This window comes from Thiobacillus sp. (assembly GCF_018780105.1).
Taxonomy (GTDB): Bacteria; Pseudomonadota; Gammaproteobacteria; order Burkholderiales; family Thiobacillaceae; genus Thiobacillus.
The window spans coordinates 63,398-84,990 of the sequence record NZ_JADMKC010000005.1; the positions used below are offsets into that span (position 1 = coordinate 63,398).

The following is a 21,593-nucleotide window of genomic DNA, read 5'->3' on the forward strand; positions in this document are numbered from 1 at the left end:
TGTGATGGGTCGTATGGTTCAAAACACAAACGTGCCGCCCACGCGGCACGCATCAAAAAACAGCCCCCTGGGGGAGGCCGGCTGTCACTGTTCTATGGCTGATAACGCTGTGAAGAGGCTCTACGCATTCCAGCAGGGACCAATGCACGCTCCCGTGAGCGCCTCCGATCGAATGGAATACGTGAATTGCCGCGCCGGCTTCAAGCCAGGCCGTCAGAACCTCTACGCACTGCGCGCCGCGTGGTGCGGACGCCCAGCAGGCCCAGGCCGGCCATCAGCATGGCCCAGGTGCCCGGTTCCGGAACCTGGGCCACGGCGGTCACGACGTCATCGGCGTTCCATAGGAAATAGCCGCTCTGGCCGTCATGGGAGGTGGTCACGCTAGCCGCAGTAAAGGTGGCTGTGGGATCGACGATGCCCAGGAAGTAGACCGAAGTGCCGTCGTTCAGGGTGTACTGCAGGTCCGCGCTGGAGAGGCTGGCCGAGAACGAACCTACCGTGAGCTGGAAGTCGTCGTCGATGAGCCCGTCCAGGGACATCACATAGAGGCCCACGGCGTTGCGCGCGCCAAAGCCCAGCTGGAAATCGTCGCCGTCCTGAAGCATGCCGAGGTCATTGGTGCCGAGGAAGTTGGGTGCCGAGGTGGTGTCGGCCCCGTCGGTGACCTGCAGGCTCACGCCGCCCAGGTCGTAGCTGAAGCTGATCCCGTCCACGGTGTCGCCACTAGCGATCAGGTCACCCGCCGTCAGGCCGTCGAAGTTCAGGGTGGTGATGCTCACATTGCTCAGCCCCGCCACCGCCGCATCGTAGGTGCCGCGGTCGGTAAACGCGTTGGGGGCCGCCTGGACCAGGCCGGCATACGCCAGAGTGCAGCAAATGGCCGAACTGCTTAGCAGGGCCTGGACCAACCGATTTCCCATGACTCTCTCCTGAAAGGGGTACTGCTCTTATTGGGTTCGTCCGCCAAGCTCGCGGCCGAGGATGTTCGTTGTATACAAGCAAGTAAAATGCCAGTATAAAAATACCGATATAAAACATGATGTTGTGCGTCACCCATCGGCCAGGGCCTACACAAGTGGCAAAAAATCCGACACTTGGGCCTGGTCAGGGAACAAATGGGGTCACCCTGGCCCCTTTGATTTTGTAGCGATCGCCTGACGGGTAAATGATCCTGCCGCGCCGGGCGTTTAGCAGCCTGCTTGCTTGGCCAGCGCGTTGCGCATGCCATCAGACCAGTCCGAAATGAACACCTCGATTGACTCGGCGAATTCAGGATCGGGTTGCGTCTTGTCGATCGTACAGTGAACGATCAGCGCCTCATTCGCCTCATCTGCGGTGAGCGTCCATGTCAGCGCATGCGGGCAGTCGAGCAGCGCATAACGGACACCTTTCCGAATCTCGTCGCGTCGCAGACTGAACGCACCCCAGAGGCAGTAGATATTGCCGGCGTTGCTGCTGTCCGACGTGGCCGAGCTGATGGAGGCGCACAGACTTGGCAGATTGTCGATGGTCAGGAGATTCTTGAGCGCAGGGATGTCGAGGTGAGGGTGTTGGATTTCGCTAAAAAATTCCATGCGTATTTTCTTTAGAACGTGTGAGCTGAAAGTCGTCGCGTTGCCTCTTTCTCGTAGCTGTCCAATGCAACGCTAAACGCCGTATGGGAGTTTGGAGGCCATCATCTTCCTCCGGTCAAGCTTGCGCCCATCGACAATGAACGTTCCGTCGCCGACAGCGTGAACCGTGCGCTTCTCCTTGCGTGCGGTATCGATGTATGCGGCAACCGCCTGTAACACGACGATGTTGTGCTTCTTGACGATGTCTATGACCTTGCACTCCATGTTGGCGAGGCACTCCTTGATCAAGGGCGACGTGACGAATTTGCCCGGCACAGGTGTGAGCTTGAACTTGGCAAACTTGTCTGTATCAGCCCCAGAGCACGTCCCTATACCGACGACCTTATCCAGCATGTCAACCGTGGGAATGGCAATGACGCACTCCCTATTCTTTCGCAACGCCGCGAAAGAATGATTCCATTCACCCGTGGTGATGGCAAATAGCGGAGTGAAATCCATCACCATGGTCCAGGAGATAGTCATGATGTTGTCTTTCTGCCCATCATGGGTCGTCACGAGGACAACAGGCCCTGATTCCATCAGGGTAAAGGCCTTGTTCAGTTTCAACTGCCGCATGAGAGCTCCTCGTGATATTCCTTTGGCATCGACGATATCGGAAGCTGACCCCTTTGCGAGGCGAAGCCTGCTGTAAGCCTGTCACCGTTGAGGGATGGGTGTTCAGGTGTCATGCGTGAAACCGGCGGCTACAGGAAAAATGGAGTCTGACCTCATTTACCTTTCGAGCCAGCCCTTTGATTCCCCTGACCTAAGCGCAGCCGCATGCGCCGCTTGCGGGCGTGCCGGCACTTTTGCCTTCGGTCGGGTGGCCGTCGCGCTTCCACCAGTCGAGTCCCCCGATCAGTTCCCTGACCTTGAAGCCGAGCCTGGTCATGTTGAGCGCGCCCTTGGTCGAGGCGTTACAGCCGATGCCATCGCAGTAGGTCACGATGAGGCTCGCCTTGTCGAAGCCGGCGGTCGTGGCCGCGTCCATCGTGCGATGCGGGATGGATACGGCACCCGGAATGTGTTCCGCCGCATAGGCTTGGGGCGACCGTGTGTCGATCACGATCACGGACTCGCTGTTCTCGAGGGCTACCTTCAGGTCCCACGAATCGATCTCGTAGGCCAGTTTGTCGGAGTAATGCTTGATCTGATCGTTCATGTTCAGGATGGGATAGGAAGCGCGGGGTTCATTAGAAATATTCGAGCCTGGCCCCTTTAACTCGTTGTTATGTGTTGAGGCGAACCATTAAATTACTAAGTCTCGCATTCGCTTTATCTAGCATTTGATCGGGGTCGTTTGGGTACCGAATTTTGTCCAAGCCAGACTCAATATCTTCTCGAGTCGCGAGCAGTGCATTATGCGTAGCCAGTTGATCTACTTGAGCGGCAATCTGGTCGCGCGGCAGTCGACACACAAGTACAGCGAAAACCGATGCTGGGTGCCCACTGCTCGCCAATGATTTTGAAAGTGAACCGCGTCTATCCACGAGCTTACCCAATTTTGAGGCGAAGTCGGCTATTCGAGTGGTGCACTCCACAACGATTAGTTTCCCTCCTGGCGTTGTTACGACAATGTCAGGGGAGTTTGTTTCGATAGGAATTACCGGTGTGAAGCCGAGTAAAAAAAGAAGCGCGGCGATACCTTGTTCAAACTTCGATGAGTCTGCTGATTCAAGAAGTGCGTTTCTAACCATGCGCAAGTCTTTATCGAAGTGTTGAATAGCAAGAAACCTATTGTTTCTCGCCTTCGTTGCGTCGATAAACCATTGCCTTCGCACTGGGGACGACTTAATCATTAGTACGCCGAACACGCTGTCAGCGTGAGTCAAAACAATGTTTGCAGTGCCCACCCGAAGGCCATCTTTGACGCGCCCCCAACGGATTTGACTAGCGATTTGCTGGCGTGCGTTAAGCCCCGCACCAGGTACTGTGCGTATCATCAGCGCGACATCATTCACGTTGAATTTTGGATGTGCATGGAGGGTTACTTGAAGCCGGTCGTCAATGAGAGAACACTTTTCGAAAATTATGTCGACAGGCGGGCCAATGTGAATATTGATAGATGGTGGATTTGAATTGGCCAGCGGCGATACGAGACCTAGCCAAGCGGTAACGTCTGATATCCCATCAAAGGGATTGTTGGCCACGCGGAGCGCATTGTCGAAACCTCTAAGCTGAGTTTGAGCCGGGAGTGGGATACGGCCGCCGCTGATTCGAAGATGGAGGGGGGAGTACCACGGTTCGCTATGACTCGTGTTCGAATAAAGATCAAGAGATGCCCGCTCAGGCAACGGCAACGTCAATCGCTTACCAGGGAGGGTGAGTACTCCATCGACCGCGTTTGAGAGCAGCGTTAATAGAACCCTCTTGTTGCGCGGGAACTCTTGTATGTGCCCAACATGCCAGCCGTCCCCATCAATTTGAAACGATGTGTCCTTCTCGGACGGAAGCGGATTTAGTGCGATTGACGCGTCCATGATTCCGTCTGGACTAGCTAGAAATCTAACATCGAGCGAATAGCCGTTACACACCCACGCTTCGGCAGCCTGAAGGAAAGTTGTTTTTCTGATGTCGTTGGTCAAAGAATCACTCCTCAGAACAAATGGGGGGTGGACACCATATTTATCATTGGTGAACCGGCGTAGCAGAGAGCCTGACCCCCAGCGCGTGCAGCAGCTTGAGCATGGTGTCGTAGCGGGGCTTGGCGCCGGGTGTCAGCGCCTTGTACAGGCTTTCGCGTCCCAGCCCGGCATCCTTGGCGAGCTGCGCCATGCCGCGGGCACGGGCTACGTCACGCACAGCGGTCAGAAAGACATCGGGGTTAGGGTCGTCCAGTGCGGCGGTGATGTATTCCGCGATGGTTTCCTCGTTGTCGAGGTAATCGGCGGCGTCGAAGGTGGAAAATTTGGTCATGATTCACTCCTTGTTTAGCGTTCGCGCCATTTCCATGGCACGTTTGATGTCGCGCTTCTGCGAGGACTTGTCGCCGCCTAGCAGGAGCAGATAAATAACCTCGCCGCGCCGGGTGTAGTAGAGCCGATAACCTGGCCCGGCGTGGATGAGCATTTCGGAAACGCCTTCGCCAATGGGTTCGCAGTCGCCAAAGTTGCCATGCTCGGCGGAACGGATGCGATGAATGATGCGGGCACGTCCGACCTTGTCCTTTAGCGCCGCAAGCCAAGCGCCGAATTCTTCCGAGCGCAGAAAGGTGTTCATGTCTCAATGTATCCAATCGGATACCGGATTGCAACTGAATATTTGGGGCAGACATGAAAAAGCGCGACTGATTGCTCAGTCGCGCCTGGTTACAGCTTGATCCTGTTGGTGATTGGCGTTCAGCCCGGCAGCATCGCCAACAACCCATTCAAGCGCCGCACAAAACTCGCTGGGTCATCAAGCTGGCCGCCTTCCGCCAATAGGGCCTGCTCGAACAGCAGGTTGGCCCAGTCGGCGAAGCGGGCGTCGTCGGTTTCACTGTTGAGCCGCGTGACCAATGCATGTGACGGGTTGATTTCCAGCGTCGGTTTCACCGTGGGCGCGGACTGGCCGGCGGCCTTGAGCAGGCGCTCGAGGTTGGCGCTCATGTCGGCTTCGCCGGTGACGAGGCAGGCGGGCGAGTCGGTGAGGCGGTGGGTGACGCGCACTGCTTTGACGCGCTCGCCGAGGGCTGTTTTCACGCGCTCGACCAGCGGCTTCATGGCGTCTTCGGCTTCTTTCTGCGCAGTCTTCTCGGCTTCGTCTTCCAGTTCGCCCAGATCGAGGCCGCCCTTGGCGACGGACTTGAGCGGCTTGCCGTCAAATTCACTGAGGTTGCCGGACAGCCATTCGTCGACGCGGTCGGACAGCAGCAGGACTTCGATGCCTTTCTTGCGGAAGATTTCGAGGTGGGGGCTGTGCTGGGCGGCGGCGAAGCTGTCGGCGGTGATGTAGTAGATGGCGGTCTGGCCTTCTTTCATGCGCGCCACGTAATCCTTGAGCGAGACGATCTGCGCGTCGCTGTCGGAGTGGGTGGAGGCAAAGCGCAGCAGGGCGGCGATGCGGTCCTTGTTGGCGTAGTCCTCGCCGGGGCCTTCCTTCATCACTTTGCCGAAGGCTTTCCAGAATTCGGCGTATTTCTCGGGCTGGTTTTCGGCCAGGTCTTCCAGCAGGCCCAGCACTTTTTTCACCGAGCCGGCCTTGATGGATTCGATGTCGCGGCTGTGCTGCAGGATTTCGCGCGAGACGTTGAGCGGCAGGTCGGCCGAGTCGATCACGCCGCGCACGAAGCGCAGGTATTGCGGCATCAGCTGTTCGGCGTCGTCCATGATGAAGACGCGGCGCACGTAAAGCTTGATGCCGTGGCGGTGTTCGCGGTCGTACAGGTCGAACGGCGCGCGTGCCGGCAGATACAGCAGCGAGATGTATTCCTGCTTGCCTTCCACGCGGTTGTGCGACCACGCCAGCGGCGCTTCGGAGTCGTGTGCGACGTGCTTGTAGAACTCGTTGTATTCGTCTTCCGTTACGTCCTTTTTGGCGCGCGCCCACAGGGCCGAGGCGCGGTTGACTGTTTCGTCTTCGTCGGTGGGGGTTTCGACGCCGTCTTTCCATTCGGTCTGCTTCATCACGATGGGCAGGGTGATGTGGTCGGAGTAAGTGCGGATGACCGACTTGATCTTCCAGTCGGAGAGGAACTCGTCTTCGGCTTCGCGCAGGTGCAGCACGATCTCGGTGCCACGCGTGGGCTTTTCGACGGTTTCCAGGGTGTAGTCGCCGGCACCTTCGGATTCCCAGCGCACGCCGTGTTCGGGGGTGAGGCCGGCGCGGCGGGTGGTGAGCGTCACGCGGTCGGCGACGATGAAGGCGGAGTAGAAGCCGACGCCGAATTTGCCGATCAGGGCGGCGTCTTTCTTCTGGTCGCCCGACAGCTGCGAGAAGAATTCATGGGTGCCGGACTTGGCGATGGTGCCGATGTGGTCGATGACTTCCTGCCGGCTCATGCCGATGCCGTTGTCGCTGATGGTCAGCGTGCGCGCGTCGCGGTCGAAGGCGACGCGGATTTTCAGCTCGGAGTCGCCTTCAAACAGGGCGGGGTCGGACAGCGCTTCGAAGCGCAGCTTGTCGGCGGCGTCGGAGGCGTTGGAAATCAGTTCGCGCAGGAAAATGTCCTTGTTGGAATACAAGGAATGGATCATCAGCTGCAGCAGTTGTTTGACTTCGGCCTGAAAGCCCAGGGTTTCTTTGGTGGTGGCGGACATGCCTTCTTTCTCCATCATGGTTGAAACGATGGGACGGCATATTGGGGCATGGGGCGTGGGTTTCAAGCCCTGCCTGGTCACGATTTCCTGGTCGAATGATCTATAAATAAAAGCCCATTTTGGGTATCCGGAAGTGCCGGATCGAGGGGGCTAAGGAGGTACAGCATGGCACGCAAATTTATCGATTGCCGGGAATATCCGAGCGAAATGAACTGCACAGTATTCATGTCGGCAGACCGCGAAGACGAACTGCTGGAAGCGGCCGTTCAGCATGCCGTGGCCGTTCACGGCCACACCGACACACCTGAGCTGCGCGAAACGCTACGCTCGATGTTCAAAGAGGAGCTCAGGAAAGCTGCCTGAGCATTTCGCCATCGGGCGGCGGTGCGCCCGGCGGTTTGTGGCCTGTTGCAGTATGCTGGAGAGTGGGGCGGATTGCAGAATCCGCCCCGGGCGGTGATTTTGCATGGAGATAGCGCCTACCGTTCCTCAGGCCGCCGCGGCTTCCAGGCGAAACGGCCGCAAATGGCCGACGAACTGCTCGGTGGCTGCGCGCCAGGAGAACTTTTCGGCGTGGGCGCGGGCGTGGCCGCGTTCGATGTCGAGCGCGGCGAGGCAGGCGATGCGCAGGTCGTTGTGCATGACGCCGGCGGTCGAGTTGCCGAGTACGTCGATCGGCCCGCTGACCGGGTAGGCCGCGACCGGCAGGCCGCAGGCCATGGCTTCCAGCAGCACCAGGCCGAAGGTGTCGGTTTTGCTGGGGAACACGAAGACGTCGGCGGCGGCATAGATTTCGGCCAGTTCGGGCTGCTTCATCACCCCGAGGTAGTGGGCGTCGGGATACTGTGCGCGCAGGCCAGCCAGCGCTGGACCGTCGCCGACCACCCATTTGGAGCCGGGCAGGTCGAGCTTGAGGAAGGCCTCGACGTTCTTTTCGACCGCCACCCGGCCGACATACAGAAAGATCGGGTGTTCGCTGTCGAGACGATGCGAGGGCTGCAGCCGGAACACGTCGAGATCGACCCCGCGCGACCACAGCACCACGTTGTCGAAGCCGAAGGTTTCGAGGTCGGTCTTGACCGCCTGGGTGGGCGTCATCACCGCGCTGGCGGGGCCGTGAAACCAGCGCAGAAAGCGGTAGGTCCAGGCCAGCGGAATGCCGGTGCGGGCTTTGACGTATTCGGGAAAACGCGTGTGGTAGGCGGTGGTGAAGGGCAGGCCGTTGCGGATGGCGTAGCGGCGCGCGGCGAGGCCGAGCGGTCCCTCGGTGGCGATGTGCAGCGCGTGCGGATCGTAGTCGCGGATGCGCCGGTGCACCGCGTTGCCGGCCAGCACCGACAGGCGGATGTCGGGATAGGTGGGGCAGGGCAGGGTGCGGAATTCGAGCGGGGTGAGGATGTCCACCTGATGCCCCATGGCTTCCATTTCGCGGCGCGTGGTGGTGAGGGTGCGCACGACGCCATTGACCTGGGGTGCCCAGGCGTCGGTCACGATCATGACTTTCATGGCATCTCCAGAACGGGGACGACGGCTTCGACGGGCGCCTTGTGGGCATCCAGGCAGTGCGTCCAGTGGATGATTTCGAGCGTGCCGTCGGCGGTTTCGGCCAGCGCGGTGAGGCTTTCCACCCAGTCGCCGTCGTTGCAGTACATCAGGCCGTCGAGCATGCGGATCTCAGCCTTGTGGATGTGGCCGCAGATGACGCCGTCGCAGTCGCGGCGGCGCGCTTCGTCGGTCATCACTTTTTCGAACGCGGTGATGAAGCTGACCGCATTCTTGACCTTGTGCTTGATGTATTGCGACAGCGACCAGTAGGGATAACCCATGCGCGTGCGCAGGCCGTTGAACCAGCGGTTGAGCGCGAGGATCAGGGTGTAGCCCGAGTCGCCCAGATAGGCCAGCCAGCGCGCGTGCTGCATCACGCCGTCGAACAGGTCGCCGTGGGTGACGAGGAAGCGCCGGCCGTCGGCGGTGACGTGGATCACTTCATCCGCCACCTCGATGTCGCCAAACGCCAGCCCCATGAACTGGCGCGCCATCGAGTCGTGGTTGCCCGGCACGTAGATCACCCGGGTGCCCTTGCGCGCCTTGCGCAGCAGCTTCTGCACCACGTCGTTGTGCGCGCGCGGCCAGTACCAGCCTTTGCGCAGCTGCCAGCCGTCGATGATGTCGCCCACCAGGTAGAGCGTGTCGGATTCGTTGTGCTTCAGGAAGTCGAGCAGGTAGCGCGCCTGACAGCCGGCGGTGCCGAGGTGGACGTCGGAGATCCACAGCGTGCGGTAGTGGCGGGAGGGACTGTCAGCTGCAGTCTGGTCGGGCGGGGAAGCGGAGAGGCTGGGAGACCAGGGCGGCGTACCCACGGGGGCTTGAGGCAGGGCATCCGGGCGTGCGCGGAGCAGATTCGTGACGCGATTCAGCATGGCGCTATGAAGCCACGCCCAGATGACAGCGGCGTGGCAGCCCGGTGAAGCTTTGTTGACCTTTTCACCCCCGCGCGGGGCGGCTGGCGGTCAGCGTGAAAACAGTTCCAGCAGTGCGGTTTGCGCCTGGTAGGCCTTGGCTCGGCCGGGCTTCTTGCAGCGGTAGGTGCCGTCGGACTGCATTTCCCAAGCCTGCACGTTGTCGCGCAGATAGGGTTTGAGGCCTTCGGCGATGACGCGCTTTTTGAGCTTGGGGCTGAGGATCGGGAAGCCGGTTTCGATGCGGCGGAAGAAGTTGCGGTCCATCCAGTCGGCGGACGACAGATAAACCAGTTCGTCGCCGTCGTTCCTGAAGTAGAAAATCCGCGTGTGTTCGAGGAAGCGGCCGACGATGGAGCGCACCCGGATGTTCTCCGACAGCCCGGCAATGCCGGGACGCAGCGCGCACACGCCGCGGATGATGAGGTCGATTTTGACGCCAGCCTGCGAGGCGGCGTAGAGGGCGGCGATCACCTGCGGTTCCAGCAGCGCGTTCATCTTGGCGACGATGGCGGCAGGCTTGCCGGCGACGGCCAGCTCGGTTTCGTGCTGGATCGCAGCGATCACTTCGCTGTGCAGGGTGAACGGCGCCTGCCACAGGCGCTTGAGCTTGCCGGCCTTGCCGAGCCCGGTGATCTGGGTGAATAGGCTGTTGGCGTCGGCGGTGATGGCTTCGTCGCAGGTCATCAGCCCGAAGTCGGTGTACATGCGGGCGGTGCGCGCGTGGTAATTGCCGGTGCCGAGGTGGGCGTAGCGCTTGAGCTGGCCGTCTTCGCGGCGGATCACCAGGGCCAGCTTGGCGTGGGTCTTGTGGCCGAGCACGCCGTAAATGACGTGCGCGCCGACTTCTTCCAGCCGCGAGGCCCAGTTGATGTTGGCTTCTTCGTCGAAGCGCGCCATCAGTTCCACCACCACGGTGACTTCCTTGCCCGACTGCGCCGCGCGGATCAGCGCCATCATCAGCTGCGAATCGGTGCCGGTGCGGTAGACCGTCTGGCGGATGGCGACCACGTTGGGGTCGGCCGCCGCCTGCTCGATGAAGCTGATCACCGGCTGGAAGGATTCGAAGGGATGGTGCAGCAGGATGTCGGCCTTGCGGATCTGGGCAAAGATGTCTTCCTGCTTGTCCAGCCGCGCGGGCAGGGCCGGGGTGAACGGGGTGTACTTGAGTTCGGGGCGGTCGACCCAGTCGGGCACCTGCATCAGGCGCACCAGGTTGACCGGGCCGTTGACCTGGTAGAGGTCGTCGCGTTCGAGTTCGAACTGTTCGAGCAGGAAGGCCGCCATCGATTCCGAGCAGTTGTCCGCCACTTCGAGCCGCACGGCCGCGCCGAAATGGCGCTGCGGCAGTTCGCCCTGCAGCGACTGGCGCAGGTTCTTGGTTTCTTCGTCGTCGACGAACAGGCCGGAATTGCGGGTGACGCGAAACTGGTAACAGCCTTCCACCGTCATCCCGGTGAACAGTTCGCCGACGTGGGCGTGCAGGATCGACGACAGAAAGACGAAGCCGTATTCGCAGCCGGCGATTTCTTCGGGCATGCGGATGAAGCGCGGCAGCGCGCGCGGCGCCTGCACCACGGCGGCGCCGGAACTGCGGCCGAAGGCGTCGCGGCCGGACAGCTCGACGGCAAAATTCAGGCTCTTGTTGAGCACGCGCGGGAACGGGTGCGAGGGATCGAGCCCCACCGGGGTGAGTACCGGCATCAGTTCGCGCAGGTAATACTCGCGGATCCACGCCGCCTGGGCTTCGGTCCAGTGGGTGCGGCGGAAGAAGTGGATGTCGCGCTTGGCCAGCGCGGGGATCACGCTGCGGTTGAGCAGTTCGTATTGCTTGGCGACCAGGTCGTGCGCCATGGCGGATACGGCGCGGTATTGCTGCAGCGGGGTGAGCCCGTCGTCCGAGCGCTGGGTGGAGTTGGCGCGGATCTGTTCCTTGAGCCCGGCCATCCGTACTTCGAAGAATTCGTCCATATTGCTGGACACGATGCAGAGGAACTTCAGTCTTTCCAGCAGCGGCACATCGGTGTCTTCGGCTTGGGCCAGCACGCGGCGGTGAAAGGCCAGAATGCCGAGTTCGCGGTTGATCAGGGTGTCGGGACTGGGAAGATTCATGGTCTAGTATCCGTAGGGGTCACGCATGATAAACGGCTGCATTGATAGTGAATATGACAATTCTATGAACACGCCCCACCCACTTGAGGTCGAACTCAAGCTGGCCCTGCCGCCGCCGCAGGTCGCAGCATTTCTGCGGCTGATGGTGCGGCGGCGTGTCGCGCCCGAGCAGCAAAGCCTGCTGACTCGATATTTCGACACGCCGGCGTTTTCCTTGAGCCGGCAGGGAATCGCTCTGCGGGTGCGGCGCATCGGCCGCCGCTGGGTGCAGACGCTGAAAACCGAAGGCGAGCGCCACGGCGGTTTGTCGCGCCGCGCCGAATACGAGGTGCCGATCAGCGGCCGTGTACCGGACTGGAGCCGGTTTCCGGCCGAAGCGCAGGCCTGGGTGCCGCAAGCCTTGCGGGCGCAACTGGTGCCGGTGTTTGAAACCGAATTCAAGCGTACTGCCTGGCTGCTGGCGGGCGGGCAGGGCGCGGCGATCGAAGTGGCGCTGGATGTGGGCGAAGTGCGCGTTCCGGACGATTCCGGCGACGCTGCGCTGCGCCAACCGATTTGCGAAATCGAGCTGGAACTGAAAAGCGGCCAGCCGGAAGAGCTGTTCACGCTGGCGCTGGACTGGGCATCGCAGCTGGACCTGCTGCCGCTGGATATCAGCAAGGCCGATCGCGGCGTGCAGCTGGCGCTGCGCCAGCCGCTGGAGCCGGTGAAGTCGCTGCCGCTGACGCTCGACAAGAACATGAGCGTCGAAGATGGTTTTGCCGCGGTATGTCAGGATTGTCTGGCGCAGTTTCAGGCCAACCTGCCGGGCGTGCTGGAGGAGGATGACATCGAGTACGTCCATCAGGCGCGGGTGGCGTTGCGACGCCTGCGTGCAGCGTTGCGCATCTTTCGCCGGGTGTGCGCGGTGTCGCCCGACTTGCTGGCGCAACTGCGCGAGCTGGCCGGTACGCTCGGCCCCGCGCGCGACTGGGATGTGCTGATGAGCGAAACGCTGCCGCAGGTGGCTGAGCATTTTCCGGACGCGGCGGCCTGGCAGCAGGGGGTAAGCCGGCTGGAAGCGCTGCGCGCCGAGGTGCGCGCCAACATGCGGACGCGGCTGCTGCAGGCGCATCCGGGCGCCTGGCTGCTGGCGTTTCAGCGCTGGCTATTGCAGCGCGGCTGGCGTCGCAATTCCGCCGGGGGGATGGCCAGCGAGGCGCAGCGTTTCGTCCAGCTGGCGGCGCTGCGGCCCTGGGCACAGCGGGCGCTGCGGAAAGGCCGGCGCCCGGTAATGCGCGGTGCGCAGGTGTTTGGCGAGTTGAACGCGCAGCAACGGCATCGCCTGCGTATCGCCATCAAGCGCCACCGCTATGCCACCGAGTTTTTTCAGGCACTGTTCGGCGGTCGCCGCTATGTCCGCTATCAGGCGGCGTTGCGCTGCGCGCAGGACAGTCTCGGGTGCTATCGCGATGCGCAGGTGGCGAGCGATTTTCTGTGGCAGGCCGATGCAGGCGCGATGGCGGAGTTTGCCCGCGGCTGGCTGGCCGCGCGCCAGACGGAGGTCATCCCGACCGAGAGCGCGGCCGCCGTGCAGGCCTTGCTGGCGCTGAAGTTGCCGGATGGGCTGTAGCGCACGCCAGTGGCGGCCAGATTGTCATGCTTTGGTCGCATAGCGGGCGGACAATGGCCGGTTGAATTCAAGCGATGAATATTTGTGAGGAAGCAGGATGGAACTGATTTTATGGCGGCACGCCGAGGCGGACGACACGACGCCGGACATGGAACGCAAGCTGACCGGGCGCGGACGCAAGCAGGCTTCGCGCATGGCCGACTGGCTCAACCCGCGTTTGCCGCCGGATATCCGGGTGCTGGCGAGCCCCGCCACGCGCGCCTGGCAAACCGCGCAGGCGCTGGGGCGCGATTACGAACTGGTGCCCGAACTGGCGCCGAACGCCAGTGCAGACGATCTGCTGCGCGTGGCCAACTGGCCGGATTCGTCCTATCCAGTGTTGATCGTGGGGCATCAACCTAGCTTGGGTCGGGTGGCGATGCAGTTGCTGGCCAGGCAGGACGGCGATCTGCCGGTTAAAAAAGGCGGCATCTGGTGGTTTGTGAGCCGCGAGCGCGCGGGCGAATTGCAGGTGGTATTGCGCGCTGTGGCGGGGCCTGACTGGTTATAATCGCCATGTGACTATTCCACCCATCCCGCATCGGGCCAACCCGCAGTACACGGCCATGCCGACGAGGCTTTTCCTGTGTCGGGCTGGCTGAGCGCGCTGCGCGACCTGATCGTGGACGCGTCGCCGCGGCGACGTTTCATGCTGGCGCTGCTGGTCTTGCTGCCGCTGCTCATGTTGTCCAGCGCGTACTGGTGGCTCAACCCGCCGGCCTACCGCGTGCTGTATCCGCAACTCTCCGACCGCGCCAGCGGCGAGGTCATCGCCGCCCTCGAACAACTCGATATTCCCTATCGCCTGGCGGCCGACAGCGGCCGCGTCGAAGTCGCCGCCGATCAACTGCATCTGGCGCGCTACCGGCTGGCTGCGCTGGGACTGCCCAAGTCGGATGCCGAAGCCGAAGATGCCATCGACCGCGCGCCCAGCTTCGGCGCGTCGTCGCTGCAGGAACAGCAGCGCTACCAGCACGCGCTGGAAATCGACTTGGCGCGGTCGATCCAGAAGATCCAAACCATCGAACTGGCGCGGGTGCATCTCGCCCTGCCCAAGGCGTCGCCTTTCTTGCGCGATGCGCCACTGGCCACGGCTGCAGTTTTGCTGCGCCTGCGTTCGGGCGCACGGCTGTCGGCCGAGCAGGTGGCCAGCATCCAGACCCTGGTGGCGGCCAGCGTGCCGCGCCTGAAGCGCACCGAAGTGCAGGTGCTGGACCAGAACGGCGTAGTGCTGGGCGCTGCGGTCCCCGAGCCGGTGCAGTCGCAGCAGCTGGTGCTGGAACAGGATCTGGCACGGCGCGCGCTGGCGGTGCTGACACCGTGGCTGGGACAGGATCGGGTCAGCGTGCAGATCACGGCGACGCTGGACGACAGCGAAAGCCGGCAGACCGTCGAGCGCGTGCGCCTTGGGGTGGTGGGCGGCCAGGCGCGCCCGCAGGAAACCACCGTGCTCACCACGCGGATTCCGCAAGGTCGTATCCAGCGCCTGCATGCCATCGTGATTCTGGGCTTCGACGCCAGCGCAGCCGAGCTGAAACGCGCCGGGCAGCTGACGCGTCAGGCGCTGGGCGTGGTGCCGGCGCGGGGCGACAGCGTGAACGTCTATGCGCTGCCGCGCACCGCCGCTGCGGCGCCCGCTGAAGCGGGCATGATCGCGCGGCCGCAGGCGCCGGCTGCCTTGCCCCCCGTTTCCATCCCGCAGGTGCGTGTCCAGCCCGATGCATCGCCCGCCGGCACGGCGTCCGAATTGCCGCTGGGCTGGCTGGCGGCCGGGCTGGGCAGCCTGGTGCTGCTCGGCGCAGCCGGCTGGTGGCGCCGGCGTCAGCCGCCGGCGCTGGAACTGTCGGTGGACGACTTCGAGGTCGAACTCGACAACGCCCGTAATCAAGCCTTGCTCGATCCGCGCGTGACGGCCGATGTCATCAAGTTATGGATGCGCGCATGAGTCAGGCCGGCATCGAAAAATCCGCCGCCCTGCTGCTTGCGCTGGGCGAAGAGGCAACCGCTGCGGTATTCCGCTACCTGAGCCCGCTGGAAGTCAGCCGGCTGGGCACGGCGATGCGCGAGATGGGCGTGCTGCCGCGCGAGCGGGTCCGCCTGATTCTGCGCGATTACGCCGCCGAGGCGGCCGAGCAGACCGGCTTCGCCGCCGATGCCGGCCGCTTTCTGGACGACAGCCTCAAGCTGGCCTGGAGCCCGGAACGCGCGCAGGCGGTGCTGCAGCGGCTGGGCGGGGCCGCCGGCCAGGCGCAGGAAAAGTTGGCCGGACGCGAGCCGGCGCAGATCGCCGGTCTGCTGGAAGAACAGCCGCCGCAACTGATCGCCATGGTGCTGGCACAACTGCCGCGCGATGTCGCCGCTGCGGTGCTGGATGCGCTGCCCGGCAGCGCGCGGGCCGGGACGCTGCTGAGTCTGGCGCACAGCGATGCGCCGCACCCCGACATGCTGACCGAACTGGACGAGTGGCTGGCCAGCCTCGATGCGCCGGCTTCCTCGCAGGGCGAAGCCGCCGTCGCCAGCCTGCTGGGGCAGATGAGCGAGGGCAGCGCCGCCGCCGCGCTGAGCCAGATCGATCACGACGATGCGGAGCTGGCCGCGCGCTTGAGGGTGCGGCATCTGGCGTTCGAGGATCTGGCGCGTCTGCCCGAGGCCAGCCGTAAAACCTTTTTGCGCAACGTCGGCGCGCGCGCGCTGCTGCTGGCCCTGAAAGGCAACGACGGCCGGGTGCTGGACGCGCTGGCTGCCGTGATGAGCCCGACCGCGGCGCAGCGCATGCGCGATGATCTGGATACGCTGGGCGCCGTGCCCGTGACCGAGGTGCAGCTTGCGCAGGAGGAAGCCAGCGCTACCCTGCGACGGCTGGCGGCGGAGGGGGCGATCCTGCTCCCGCAAGAGGAGGCCGCATGAATACGCACGACGAACAGACGAGGCAGGAAGCCACCGCATTCGAGCAGTGGGAAGTGGTGGAACTGGCAGCATCCGCGGCGCAAGTGGCTACGGATACGCAGGCCGCCGAGCTGGCCAGACTGCGCGACACGGCCCGCGCCGAAGGCTATGCCGAAGGTCTGGCCGCCGGGCAAGCCAGAACCGAGCAGGCTTGCGCGCAGTTCAAGCAGCTGGCCGAAAGCTTCGACAACACGCTCGACAACCTCGACTTCCATCTGGCCGACATGGTGCTGGAACTGGCGCTCGACGTGGCGCGCCAGGTGATCGCCGGCGAACTGGCGGTGCGCCCGCAACACATTCTCGACGTGGTGAACCAGGCGCTGAAATTGATGGCCGAGTCGAGCCGCGGCGCCCGCCTGCTGCTCAATCCGGAGGATGCCGCGCTGGTGCGGCCGCACCTCGATCAGGTGCTCGACAAGAACCGGCTGCGCATCGTCGAGGACGTGCGCATCGTGCGCGGCGGCTGCCTGATCGAAACCCCGCAGGGCGACCTCGACGCCACCCTGGTCTCGCGCTGGCGTCAGGTGGTGCAGGTGCTGGGGTCCAACCAGAACTGGCTTGAGTAAGCGGCAGAGGATGATCCTAAAAACCGCAGTTGACCGCTTGTCACCTTGAGGAATGCCGCATGAATACTGAGTTTATTGCCTCCGATCACGTTCACTATCTGGGTGAGTCCGCTACGCACCCGCTGGCACGCCCGCTCGTGCGCCTGCCTTTGTCCCCGCGAGGGGGAGGCCGGATTCGTAAAGCCGCTGAAGCGGCAACGAATCCGCTCTCGCGCCTCCTTGCGGGCCCCGGCCCGCAGCGTCGTTGCTTCGCGGCAGACACCCGATCAGACGCACCATCGGGCGCGTCCAACTGCGGTTTCTAGGATGATGGAACGCACCGTCCGTTTACGCGAATACCTGGCGGCGTGCCGGCGCGCCGTCAGCGGCGCCACGCCGATCTCCGGCAGCGGTCGCCTGACCCGCGTGTCCGGCCTGGTGATGGAAGCGGTGGGCCTGCGCATGCCGGTGGGCAGCCAGTGCCAGATCCAGGTGCCGGGCGGGCAGAACATCGAAGCCGAGGTGGCGGGTTTTTCCGGCGACCATCTGTTCATCATGCCGGCCTCCGATATTTACGGCGTGATGCCGGGCGCGCGGGTGGTGCCCGAAAATCCGATGGCAGCGCAGCCGCCGCGCCTCGGCGTGCGCTACATCATGCGGCGCCGCGCGCAGGACCGGGTACGCCAGGTGCCGGTGGGCGAGCGTTTGCTGGGGCGGGTGCTCGACGGCGCCGGGCGGCCGCTCGACGGTCTCGGCTCGCTGTTGCTGGAGCGCCGCGTGCCGCTGTACAGCCGGCCGATCAATCCGCTCGAGCGCGCGCCGATCCGGCAGACGCTCGACGTCGGCGTGCGCGCCATCAACGGCCTGCTGACCGTGGGGCGCGGCCAGCGGCTCGGCCTGTTTGCCGGCAGCGGCGTCGGCAAGAGCGTGCTGCTCGGCATGATGGCGCGCTACACCGAAGCCGACGTGGTGGTGGTCGGCCTGATCGGCGAACGCGGCCGCGAGGTCAAGGAATTCATCGACACCATCCTCGGCGCCGAAGGCATGGCGCGTGCGGTGGTGGTGGCCGCGCCCGCCGACCACCCGCCGCTGATGCGGCTGAACGGCGCGGCCTATGCAATGTCGATTGCCGAACACTTTCGGGACCAGGGCAAACATGTGCTGCTGATCATGGATTCGCTCACCCGCTACGCGATGGCGCAGCGCGAAGTGGCGCTGGCGATCGGCGAGCCGCCGGCCACCAAAGGCTATCCGCCGTCGGTGTTCGCCAAGCTGCCGCAACTGGCTGAACGCGCCGGTAACGGCCGCAACGGCAGCGGCTCGATCACGGCGTTTTTCACCGTGCTGATGGAAGGCGACGACCAGCAGGACCCGATCGCCGACGCCGCGCGCGCGATTCTCGACGGCCACATCGTGCTCTCCCGCGACCTCGCCGATTCCGGGCATTACCCGGCCATCGACATCGAGGCCTCGATCAGCCGGGTGCAGCCCGACCTGCTCAACGACGAGGCGCTGGAACGCACGCGCCGCTTCAAATATCTCTATTCGCGCTACATGCGCAGCCGCGACCTGCTGGCGGTCGGCGCCTATGTGCCGGGCGCCGACGTGGTGCTGGACGAAGGCGTGCGCCTGTATCCGCGCATGCAGGGCTATCTGATGCAGGGCATGCGCGAGCGGGCGTCGATGGAATCTGCGCGGAGCGGTCTTGAAGAGGTGGTTGGATGAAACCGTTTGCGCTGGCGCGGGTGTTGCAGCTGGCGGTGCGGCGCAGCGAGACGCAGGCGCGCACGGTCAAGCTGGCGCATGGTGTCTGGCTGCGCGCGCGCGGCCGCCAGGTGCAGTTGATGGCCTTGCGCGACGCCCACATCGCGCAGCTGGCACTGGAACTGCGCGAGGGCGTATCGGCCGCGCAGCTGCAGGAAAAAAACCGTCTGAAATGCGCGCAGGCTGCCGAAATGGAGGTGGCCCAGGCGAGCATCGATGCGGCCCACCGCGACTGGCAGGCGCAGCTGGCCGAATGGATCAAGCTCGATCAGCGCGTCAAGGCGTTGCGTCTGCTGGAACAGCGCCATCAGGCACAAGTCTCCGTGCAACAGCGGCGCATCGAGCAGCGCCAGCATGACGAGCTGGTGGAACTGGCGCATTACCGTGAACCCGGACATCTGAGCTGATGCAGCTGCTTGCCCTGACCTCCGCCGAAATCGCCTTCCTGAGCGCGCCCGCTGGCGAGTCCGATCCGGTATGCGCGCGCTTTACCCGCAAGCTCGCTCAGACATTGACGGCACGCCTGCAGTTACCGGTGCAGGTTCAGCTGCGTCGTGCGCCGGAGGGCGCCGAGTTCGCAACGGGCACGCCCCGCTGGGCACCGGATGGCACGCTGGCCACGCTATGGCTGACGCGCCGCCTCGGCGGCCAGCGGATGACGGGAAATGCTTCGTCGTTCGTGCCGAAAAGCCTGTTGCTGACGCTGGATGCATCACTGGCGGAATGCTGGCTCGACGCGCCAGGTGCCAAGCCGCCTCCTGCGCTGAGCTGGCAGCTTGAAACCCCGTTTGGCGCGGCCACGCTCGGTGTGCAACTGTTGCCCGAACCGACAGACATGACGCGCTGGGCGCGAGAGGTGATCCGGCATGGTCATTAATTCGAGACGACATGATTTCCCTTCCGCCGGCCCCGTGAGCCTGGTAGCCGGCATTTGCCTGCTGATGCCGGGCTGGGCGTTCGCCGCGCCCGACACCGCTGGCAGCCTGTTCACGATGCTGCTCAGCCTGGGGCTGATCCTCGGCGGCTTTGTCGCCGTGGCCTGGATGGCTCGCCGCTATTTGCCCGGCATGGGCGCGCAAGGTGCGGTCAAGGTCGTGGGCAGCACCGCGGTCGGCAGCCGCGAGCGGGTCGTGGTGGTCGAAATCGAACAGACCTGGCTGCTGCTCGGCGTGGGCGGCGGCAACGTGCGCCTGCTGCACACCCTGCCCAAGCCCGAACAGCCCGCTTCATCCACGGAGTCTTCCCTATGAAATCGACAGGCGTGCGGCTTGCGCGCGGTTTGGCCCTGCTGGCACTCGGCTTGAGCCTGCCGGCGTTCGCCGCGGAATCCAGCGTGCCGTTGCTGAGCGTGACGCCCGGCGCGGGCGGGCAGATCATCGGCGTGCCGGGGACCAGCCTGCCGTGGCTGTTGCTGTTTCCTTTTTTGCCGGCACTGTTGCTGGCGTTCACCGCGTTTACCCGTATTGCCGTGGTGCTGTTCCTGCTGCGGCAGGGGCTGGGCAGCCAGACTGCGCCGCCGAATCTGGTGCTGATGGGACTGGCGGTGTTGCTGACGATCTTCGTCATGTCGCCGGCCTTGAAAACCATCAATGCCGAGGCCTACCAGCCCTACCTGGCCGGGTCGCTCAGCTTCAATGCCGCCGCCGAGCAGGCTGCTGAGCCGCTCAAATCCTTCATGCTGCGGCAGACCCGCGCCGAAGACCTGAGCCTGTTCCTCGAAAACAGCGGCGCGGGCGGCAAACCCATCGACCCTGCCAGCATTGACCTCAGGCAGATAGACAGCGTGCCGCTCGCCGCGCTGGCGCCGGCTTTCCTCACCAGCGAACTGAAGACGGCATTCCAGATCGGCTTCATGGTGATCCTGCCGTTCCTGGTGATCGACCTGGTGGTGGCCGCCGTGCTTACCGCGCTGGGGATGATCATGTTGCCGCCGCAGCTGGTGTCGTTGCCGCTGAAGCTGCTGCTGTTCGTCAGCGTGGATGGCTGGCATCTGCTGGTCGGCTCGCTGATCGGGAGTTTCTGATGGACGGGCTGCTGCGCGACGCGCTCTGGCTGCTGGCCCTGCTGGCCGCGCCGGTGTTGCTGGCGGGCCTGCTGACCGCATTCGGCATCAGCGTGTTTCAGGCCGCCACACGCATCCTCGAACCCACCCTGTCCTTCGTGCCCAAGCTGATCGTCATGCTGCTGGTGCTGGCCGTTCTGGGCAGCTGGATGGGCGGGCAGCTGGTCGAGTTCGCGCGCAGCATGCTGACCGAGTTTCCGGGGCTGATTGAGTGACCCTGGGAACGGTAGTTGGACGCATTCGAGTGTGCGGTTTTCGGGTTGTCTGGCAAGGCGCGATGAGGCGCATGGCTGCTCCCTGCAACGAAGAGCAACGCGGCCAGATGACCCGAAAATCGTGCAATCGGGTGCGTAGCGTTCTCACCCATAAGGTGAAGGTGCACGTGACGTGAGAACTCAATACTCATGTGTCTTCTCATGCGTTTGCAAGCGGTCAACTGCCGTTTCCAGGGTAAAGCCATGCCGCTGGCCGAAGCAAGCCTGACCGCCTGGCTGTTTGCCTTCGCCCGACTCGCCGGGTGGACGCTGTTCGATCCACTCACCGGTCGCCTGCCGGTGCTGCTGCGCCTGATGATGGCCGCGGTGCTGGCGGCCGTGCTGACGCCGGCACTGGCTCTCCCGGGCGTCGAACCCTTTACCGTGCAGGGCGTGCTCGCATTGAGCATGGAGCTCGCCTGGGGCGCGGCGCTGGCGCTGTGCGTGTGGCTGGTGTTCGCGGCGGTGAGTGCCGCGCTGCTGTGGAGCGGCCATACCGCCAGTGGCGGCCTGCTGAATCTGACTGCAGAGCAGGCCGCGCCGGCCGACGCCGCCTGGCGCGCGTTGGCCGGGTGGCTGGCAGCCCTTGCATTCCTGTCCGGCAGTGGCCATCTACTGGTGGTCGATGCCTTGCGCGACAGTTTCACCGCGATGCCGCTGGCGGTGCTGCCGGCGGCAGCCGATCTGCGCCAGTTGGGCGAGGCGGGCGGCTGGCTGTTTGCCGCGGGCGTACAACTGGCTTTGCCCTTGCTGGCGCTGGCGCTGCTGGTCCAGCTGGCTTGGGCTATCGTGGCGCGCACCACGCCCGGTCTCGACATGTTTTCGGTGGGACTGGGCATCGCTTCGCTGGGCCTGATGGCCGGCTGGATCTGGGCGATGCCGCTCGTCGCGCAGGGAGTGAGCCAAGGGCTGGCACAACTGGGTTTGTGGATAGGCTGGCTTCAATAAAA

24 protein-coding genes are annotated in these 21,593 nt (G+C 63.8%); 13 read left to right on the forward strand and 11 right to left on the reverse strand.

Annotated elements, in window-relative coordinates:
- Nucleotides 1-200: 200 nt before the first annotated feature.
- The 8 genes from IV098_RS04540 to htpG all read right to left on the reverse strand — a co-directional run bounded on the left by IV098_RS04540 (nucleotide 201) and on the right by htpG (nucleotide 6,850).
- The gene (locus IV098_RS04540) at nucleotides 201-920 is read right to left on the reverse strand and encodes a PEP-CTERM sorting domain-containing protein (RefSeq protein ID WP_296886631.1); all 720 of its coding nucleotides are present in this window, start codon (nucleotides 918-920) and stop codon (nucleotides 201-203) included.
- A 267-nt stretch (nucleotides 921-1,187) separates the two neighbouring features.
- The gene (locus tag IV098_RS04545; RefSeq protein WP_296886632.1) at nucleotides 1,188-1,574 is read right to left on the reverse strand and encodes a hypothetical protein; all 387 of its coding nucleotides are present in this window, start codon (nucleotides 1,572-1,574) and stop codon (nucleotides 1,188-1,190) included.
- Nucleotides 1,575-1,646: 72 nt separating this feature from the next.
- Entirely contained in the window at nucleotides 1,647-2,189 is a 543-nt protein-coding gene (locus IV098_RS04550) for a flavin reductase family protein (RefSeq protein WP_296886633.1), read from the reverse strand.
- Nucleotides 2,190-2,379: 190 nt separating this feature from the next.
- The gene (locus IV098_RS04555) at nucleotides 2,380-2,775 is read right to left on the reverse strand and encodes a rhodanese-like domain-containing protein (protein ID WP_296886634.1); all 396 of its coding nucleotides are present in this window, start codon (nucleotides 2,773-2,775) and stop codon (nucleotides 2,380-2,382) included.
- Between the two features lie 67 nt (nucleotides 2,776-2,842).
- Nucleotides 2,843-4,198 carry a hypothetical protein gene (locus IV098_RS04560; RefSeq protein ID WP_296886635.1) on the reverse strand — a complete coding sequence of 452 codons (1,356 nt, stop codon included), beginning with the start codon at nucleotides 4,196-4,198 and terminating at the stop codon, nucleotides 2,843-2,845.
- A 43-nt stretch (nucleotides 4,199-4,241) separates the two neighbouring features.
- Complete coding sequence (locus IV098_RS04565; protein WP_296886636.1) at nucleotides 4,242-4,529, reverse strand: addiction module antidote protein; 288 nt, start codon at nucleotides 4,527-4,529, stop codon at nucleotides 4,242-4,244.
- Nucleotides 4,530-4,532: 3 nt separating this feature from the next.
- The gene (locus IV098_RS04570; RefSeq protein ID WP_296886637.1) at nucleotides 4,533-4,832 is read right to left on the reverse strand and encodes a type II toxin-antitoxin system RelE/ParE family toxin; all 300 of its coding nucleotides are present in this window, start codon (nucleotides 4,830-4,832) and stop codon (nucleotides 4,533-4,535) included.
- A gap of 119 nt (nucleotides 4,833-4,951) precedes the next feature.
- Entirely contained in the window at nucleotides 4,952-6,850 is a 1,899-nt protein-coding gene (htpG, locus tag IV098_RS04575; protein WP_296886638.1) for a molecular chaperone HtpG, read from the reverse strand.
- 165 nt (nucleotides 6,851-7,015) lie between these two features.
- Between htpG and IV098_RS04580 the strand changes: the two genes are divergently transcribed.
- Entirely contained in the window at nucleotides 7,016-7,213 is a 198-nt protein-coding gene (locus IV098_RS04580) for a DUF1059 domain-containing protein (RefSeq protein WP_296886639.1), read from the forward strand.
- Nucleotides 7,214-7,339: 126 nt separating this feature from the next.
- On the opposite strand, the gene IV098_RS04585 is transcribed toward IV098_RS04580, so the two are convergent.
- The 3 genes from IV098_RS04585 to ppk1 all read right to left on the reverse strand — a co-directional run bounded on the left by IV098_RS04585 (nucleotide 7,340) and on the right by ppk1 (nucleotide 11,421).
- On the reverse strand, nucleotides 7,340-8,356 hold the full coding sequence (locus tag IV098_RS04585; RefSeq protein ID WP_296886640.1) for a glycosyltransferase family 1 protein: 1,017 nt from the start codon (nucleotides 8,354-8,356) through the stop codon (nucleotides 7,340-7,342).
- Entirely contained in the window at nucleotides 8,353-9,270 is a 918-nt protein-coding gene (locus IV098_RS04590; protein WP_296886641.1) for a UDP-2,3-diacylglucosamine diphosphatase, read from the reverse strand. Before IV098_RS04590 ends, IV098_RS04585 begins: the two co-directional genes overlap by 4 nt.
- Before the next feature lie 90 nt (nucleotides 9,271-9,360).
- Nucleotides 9,361-11,421: a polyphosphate kinase 1 gene (gene ppk1 / locus IV098_RS04595; RefSeq protein ID WP_296886642.1), complete on the reverse strand. Its 2,061-nt coding sequence runs from the start codon at nucleotides 11,419-11,421 to the stop codon at nucleotides 9,361-9,363.
- A 64-nt stretch (nucleotides 11,422-11,485) separates the two neighbouring features.
- Here ppk1 and IV098_RS04600 point away from each other — a divergent pair, with 64 nt between their 5' ends.
- The 12 genes from IV098_RS04600 to IV098_RS04655 all read left to right on the forward strand — a co-directional run bounded on the left by IV098_RS04600 (nucleotide 11,486) and on the right by IV098_RS04655 (nucleotide 21,591).
- Nucleotides 11,486-13,033, forward strand: coding sequence for a CYTH and CHAD domain-containing protein (locus IV098_RS04600; RefSeq protein WP_296886643.1), 1,548 nt, complete (start codon nucleotides 11,486-11,488; stop codon nucleotides 13,031-13,033).
- A 97-nt stretch (nucleotides 13,034-13,130) separates the two neighbouring features.
- On the forward strand, nucleotides 13,131-13,583 hold the full coding sequence (locus IV098_RS04605; RefSeq protein ID WP_296886644.1) for a histidine phosphatase family protein: 453 nt from the start codon (nucleotides 13,131-13,133) through the stop codon (nucleotides 13,581-13,583).
- 75 nt (nucleotides 13,584-13,658) lie between these two features.
- Nucleotides 13,659-15,017, forward strand: coding sequence for a flagellar basal-body MS-ring/collar protein FliF (fliF, locus tag IV098_RS04610; RefSeq protein ID WP_296886645.1), 1,359 nt, complete (start codon nucleotides 13,659-13,661; stop codon nucleotides 15,015-15,017).
- Nucleotides 15,014-15,979 (forward strand): FliG C-terminal domain-containing protein, encoded by a 966-nt coding sequence (locus IV098_RS04615; RefSeq protein WP_296886646.1) that lies wholly within the window; start codon nucleotides 15,014-15,016, stop codon nucleotides 15,977-15,979. Before fliF ends, IV098_RS04615 begins: the two co-directional genes overlap by 4 nt.
- Entirely contained in the window at nucleotides 15,976-16,584 is a 609-nt protein-coding gene (locus IV098_RS04620) for a flagellar assembly protein FliH (protein ID WP_296886647.1), read from the forward strand. Before IV098_RS04615 ends, IV098_RS04620 begins: the two co-directional genes overlap by 4 nt.
- 309 nt (nucleotides 16,585-16,893) lie before the next feature.
- On the forward strand, nucleotides 16,894-18,288 hold the full coding sequence (gene fliI / locus IV098_RS04625) for a flagellar protein export ATPase FliI (RefSeq protein WP_296887073.1): 1,395 nt from the start codon (nucleotides 16,894-16,896) through the stop codon (nucleotides 18,286-18,288).
- On the forward strand, nucleotides 18,285-18,734 hold the full coding sequence (locus IV098_RS04630; RefSeq protein WP_296886648.1) for a flagellar export protein FliJ: 450 nt from the start codon (nucleotides 18,285-18,287) through the stop codon (nucleotides 18,732-18,734). Before fliI ends, IV098_RS04630 begins: the two co-directional genes overlap by 4 nt.
- Complete coding sequence (locus tag IV098_RS04635) at nucleotides 18,734-19,204, forward strand: hypothetical protein (protein ID WP_296886649.1); 471 nt, start codon at nucleotides 18,734-18,736, stop codon at nucleotides 19,202-19,204. Before IV098_RS04630 ends, IV098_RS04635 begins: the two co-directional genes overlap by 1 nt.
- Before the next feature lie 34 nt (nucleotides 19,205-19,238).
- A complete protein-coding gene (gene fliO / locus IV098_RS04640) occupies nucleotides 19,239-19,577 on the forward strand; it encodes a flagellar biosynthetic protein FliO (RefSeq protein WP_296886650.1) in 339 nt (112 codons plus the stop codon).
- Complete coding sequence (gene fliP, locus IV098_RS04645) at nucleotides 19,574-20,350, forward strand: flagellar type III secretion system pore protein FliP (protein WP_296886651.1); 777 nt, start codon at nucleotides 19,574-19,576, stop codon at nucleotides 20,348-20,350. Before fliO ends, fliP begins: the two co-directional genes overlap by 4 nt.
- Nucleotides 20,350-20,604 carry a flagellar biosynthetic protein FliQ gene (locus tag IV098_RS04650; protein WP_296886652.1) on the forward strand — a complete coding sequence of 85 codons (255 nt, stop codon included), beginning with the start codon at nucleotides 20,350-20,352 and terminating at the stop codon, nucleotides 20,602-20,604. The genes fliP and IV098_RS04650 overlap by 1 nt, the downstream gene beginning before the upstream one ends.
- Nucleotides 20,605-20,805: 201 nt before the next feature.
- Nucleotides 20,806-21,591, forward strand: a complete 786-nt coding sequence (locus IV098_RS04655; RefSeq protein ID WP_296886653.1) for a flagellar biosynthetic protein FliR — start codon at nucleotides 20,806-20,808, stop codon at nucleotides 21,589-21,591.
- Nucleotides 21,592-21,593: the final 2 nt, after the last annotated feature.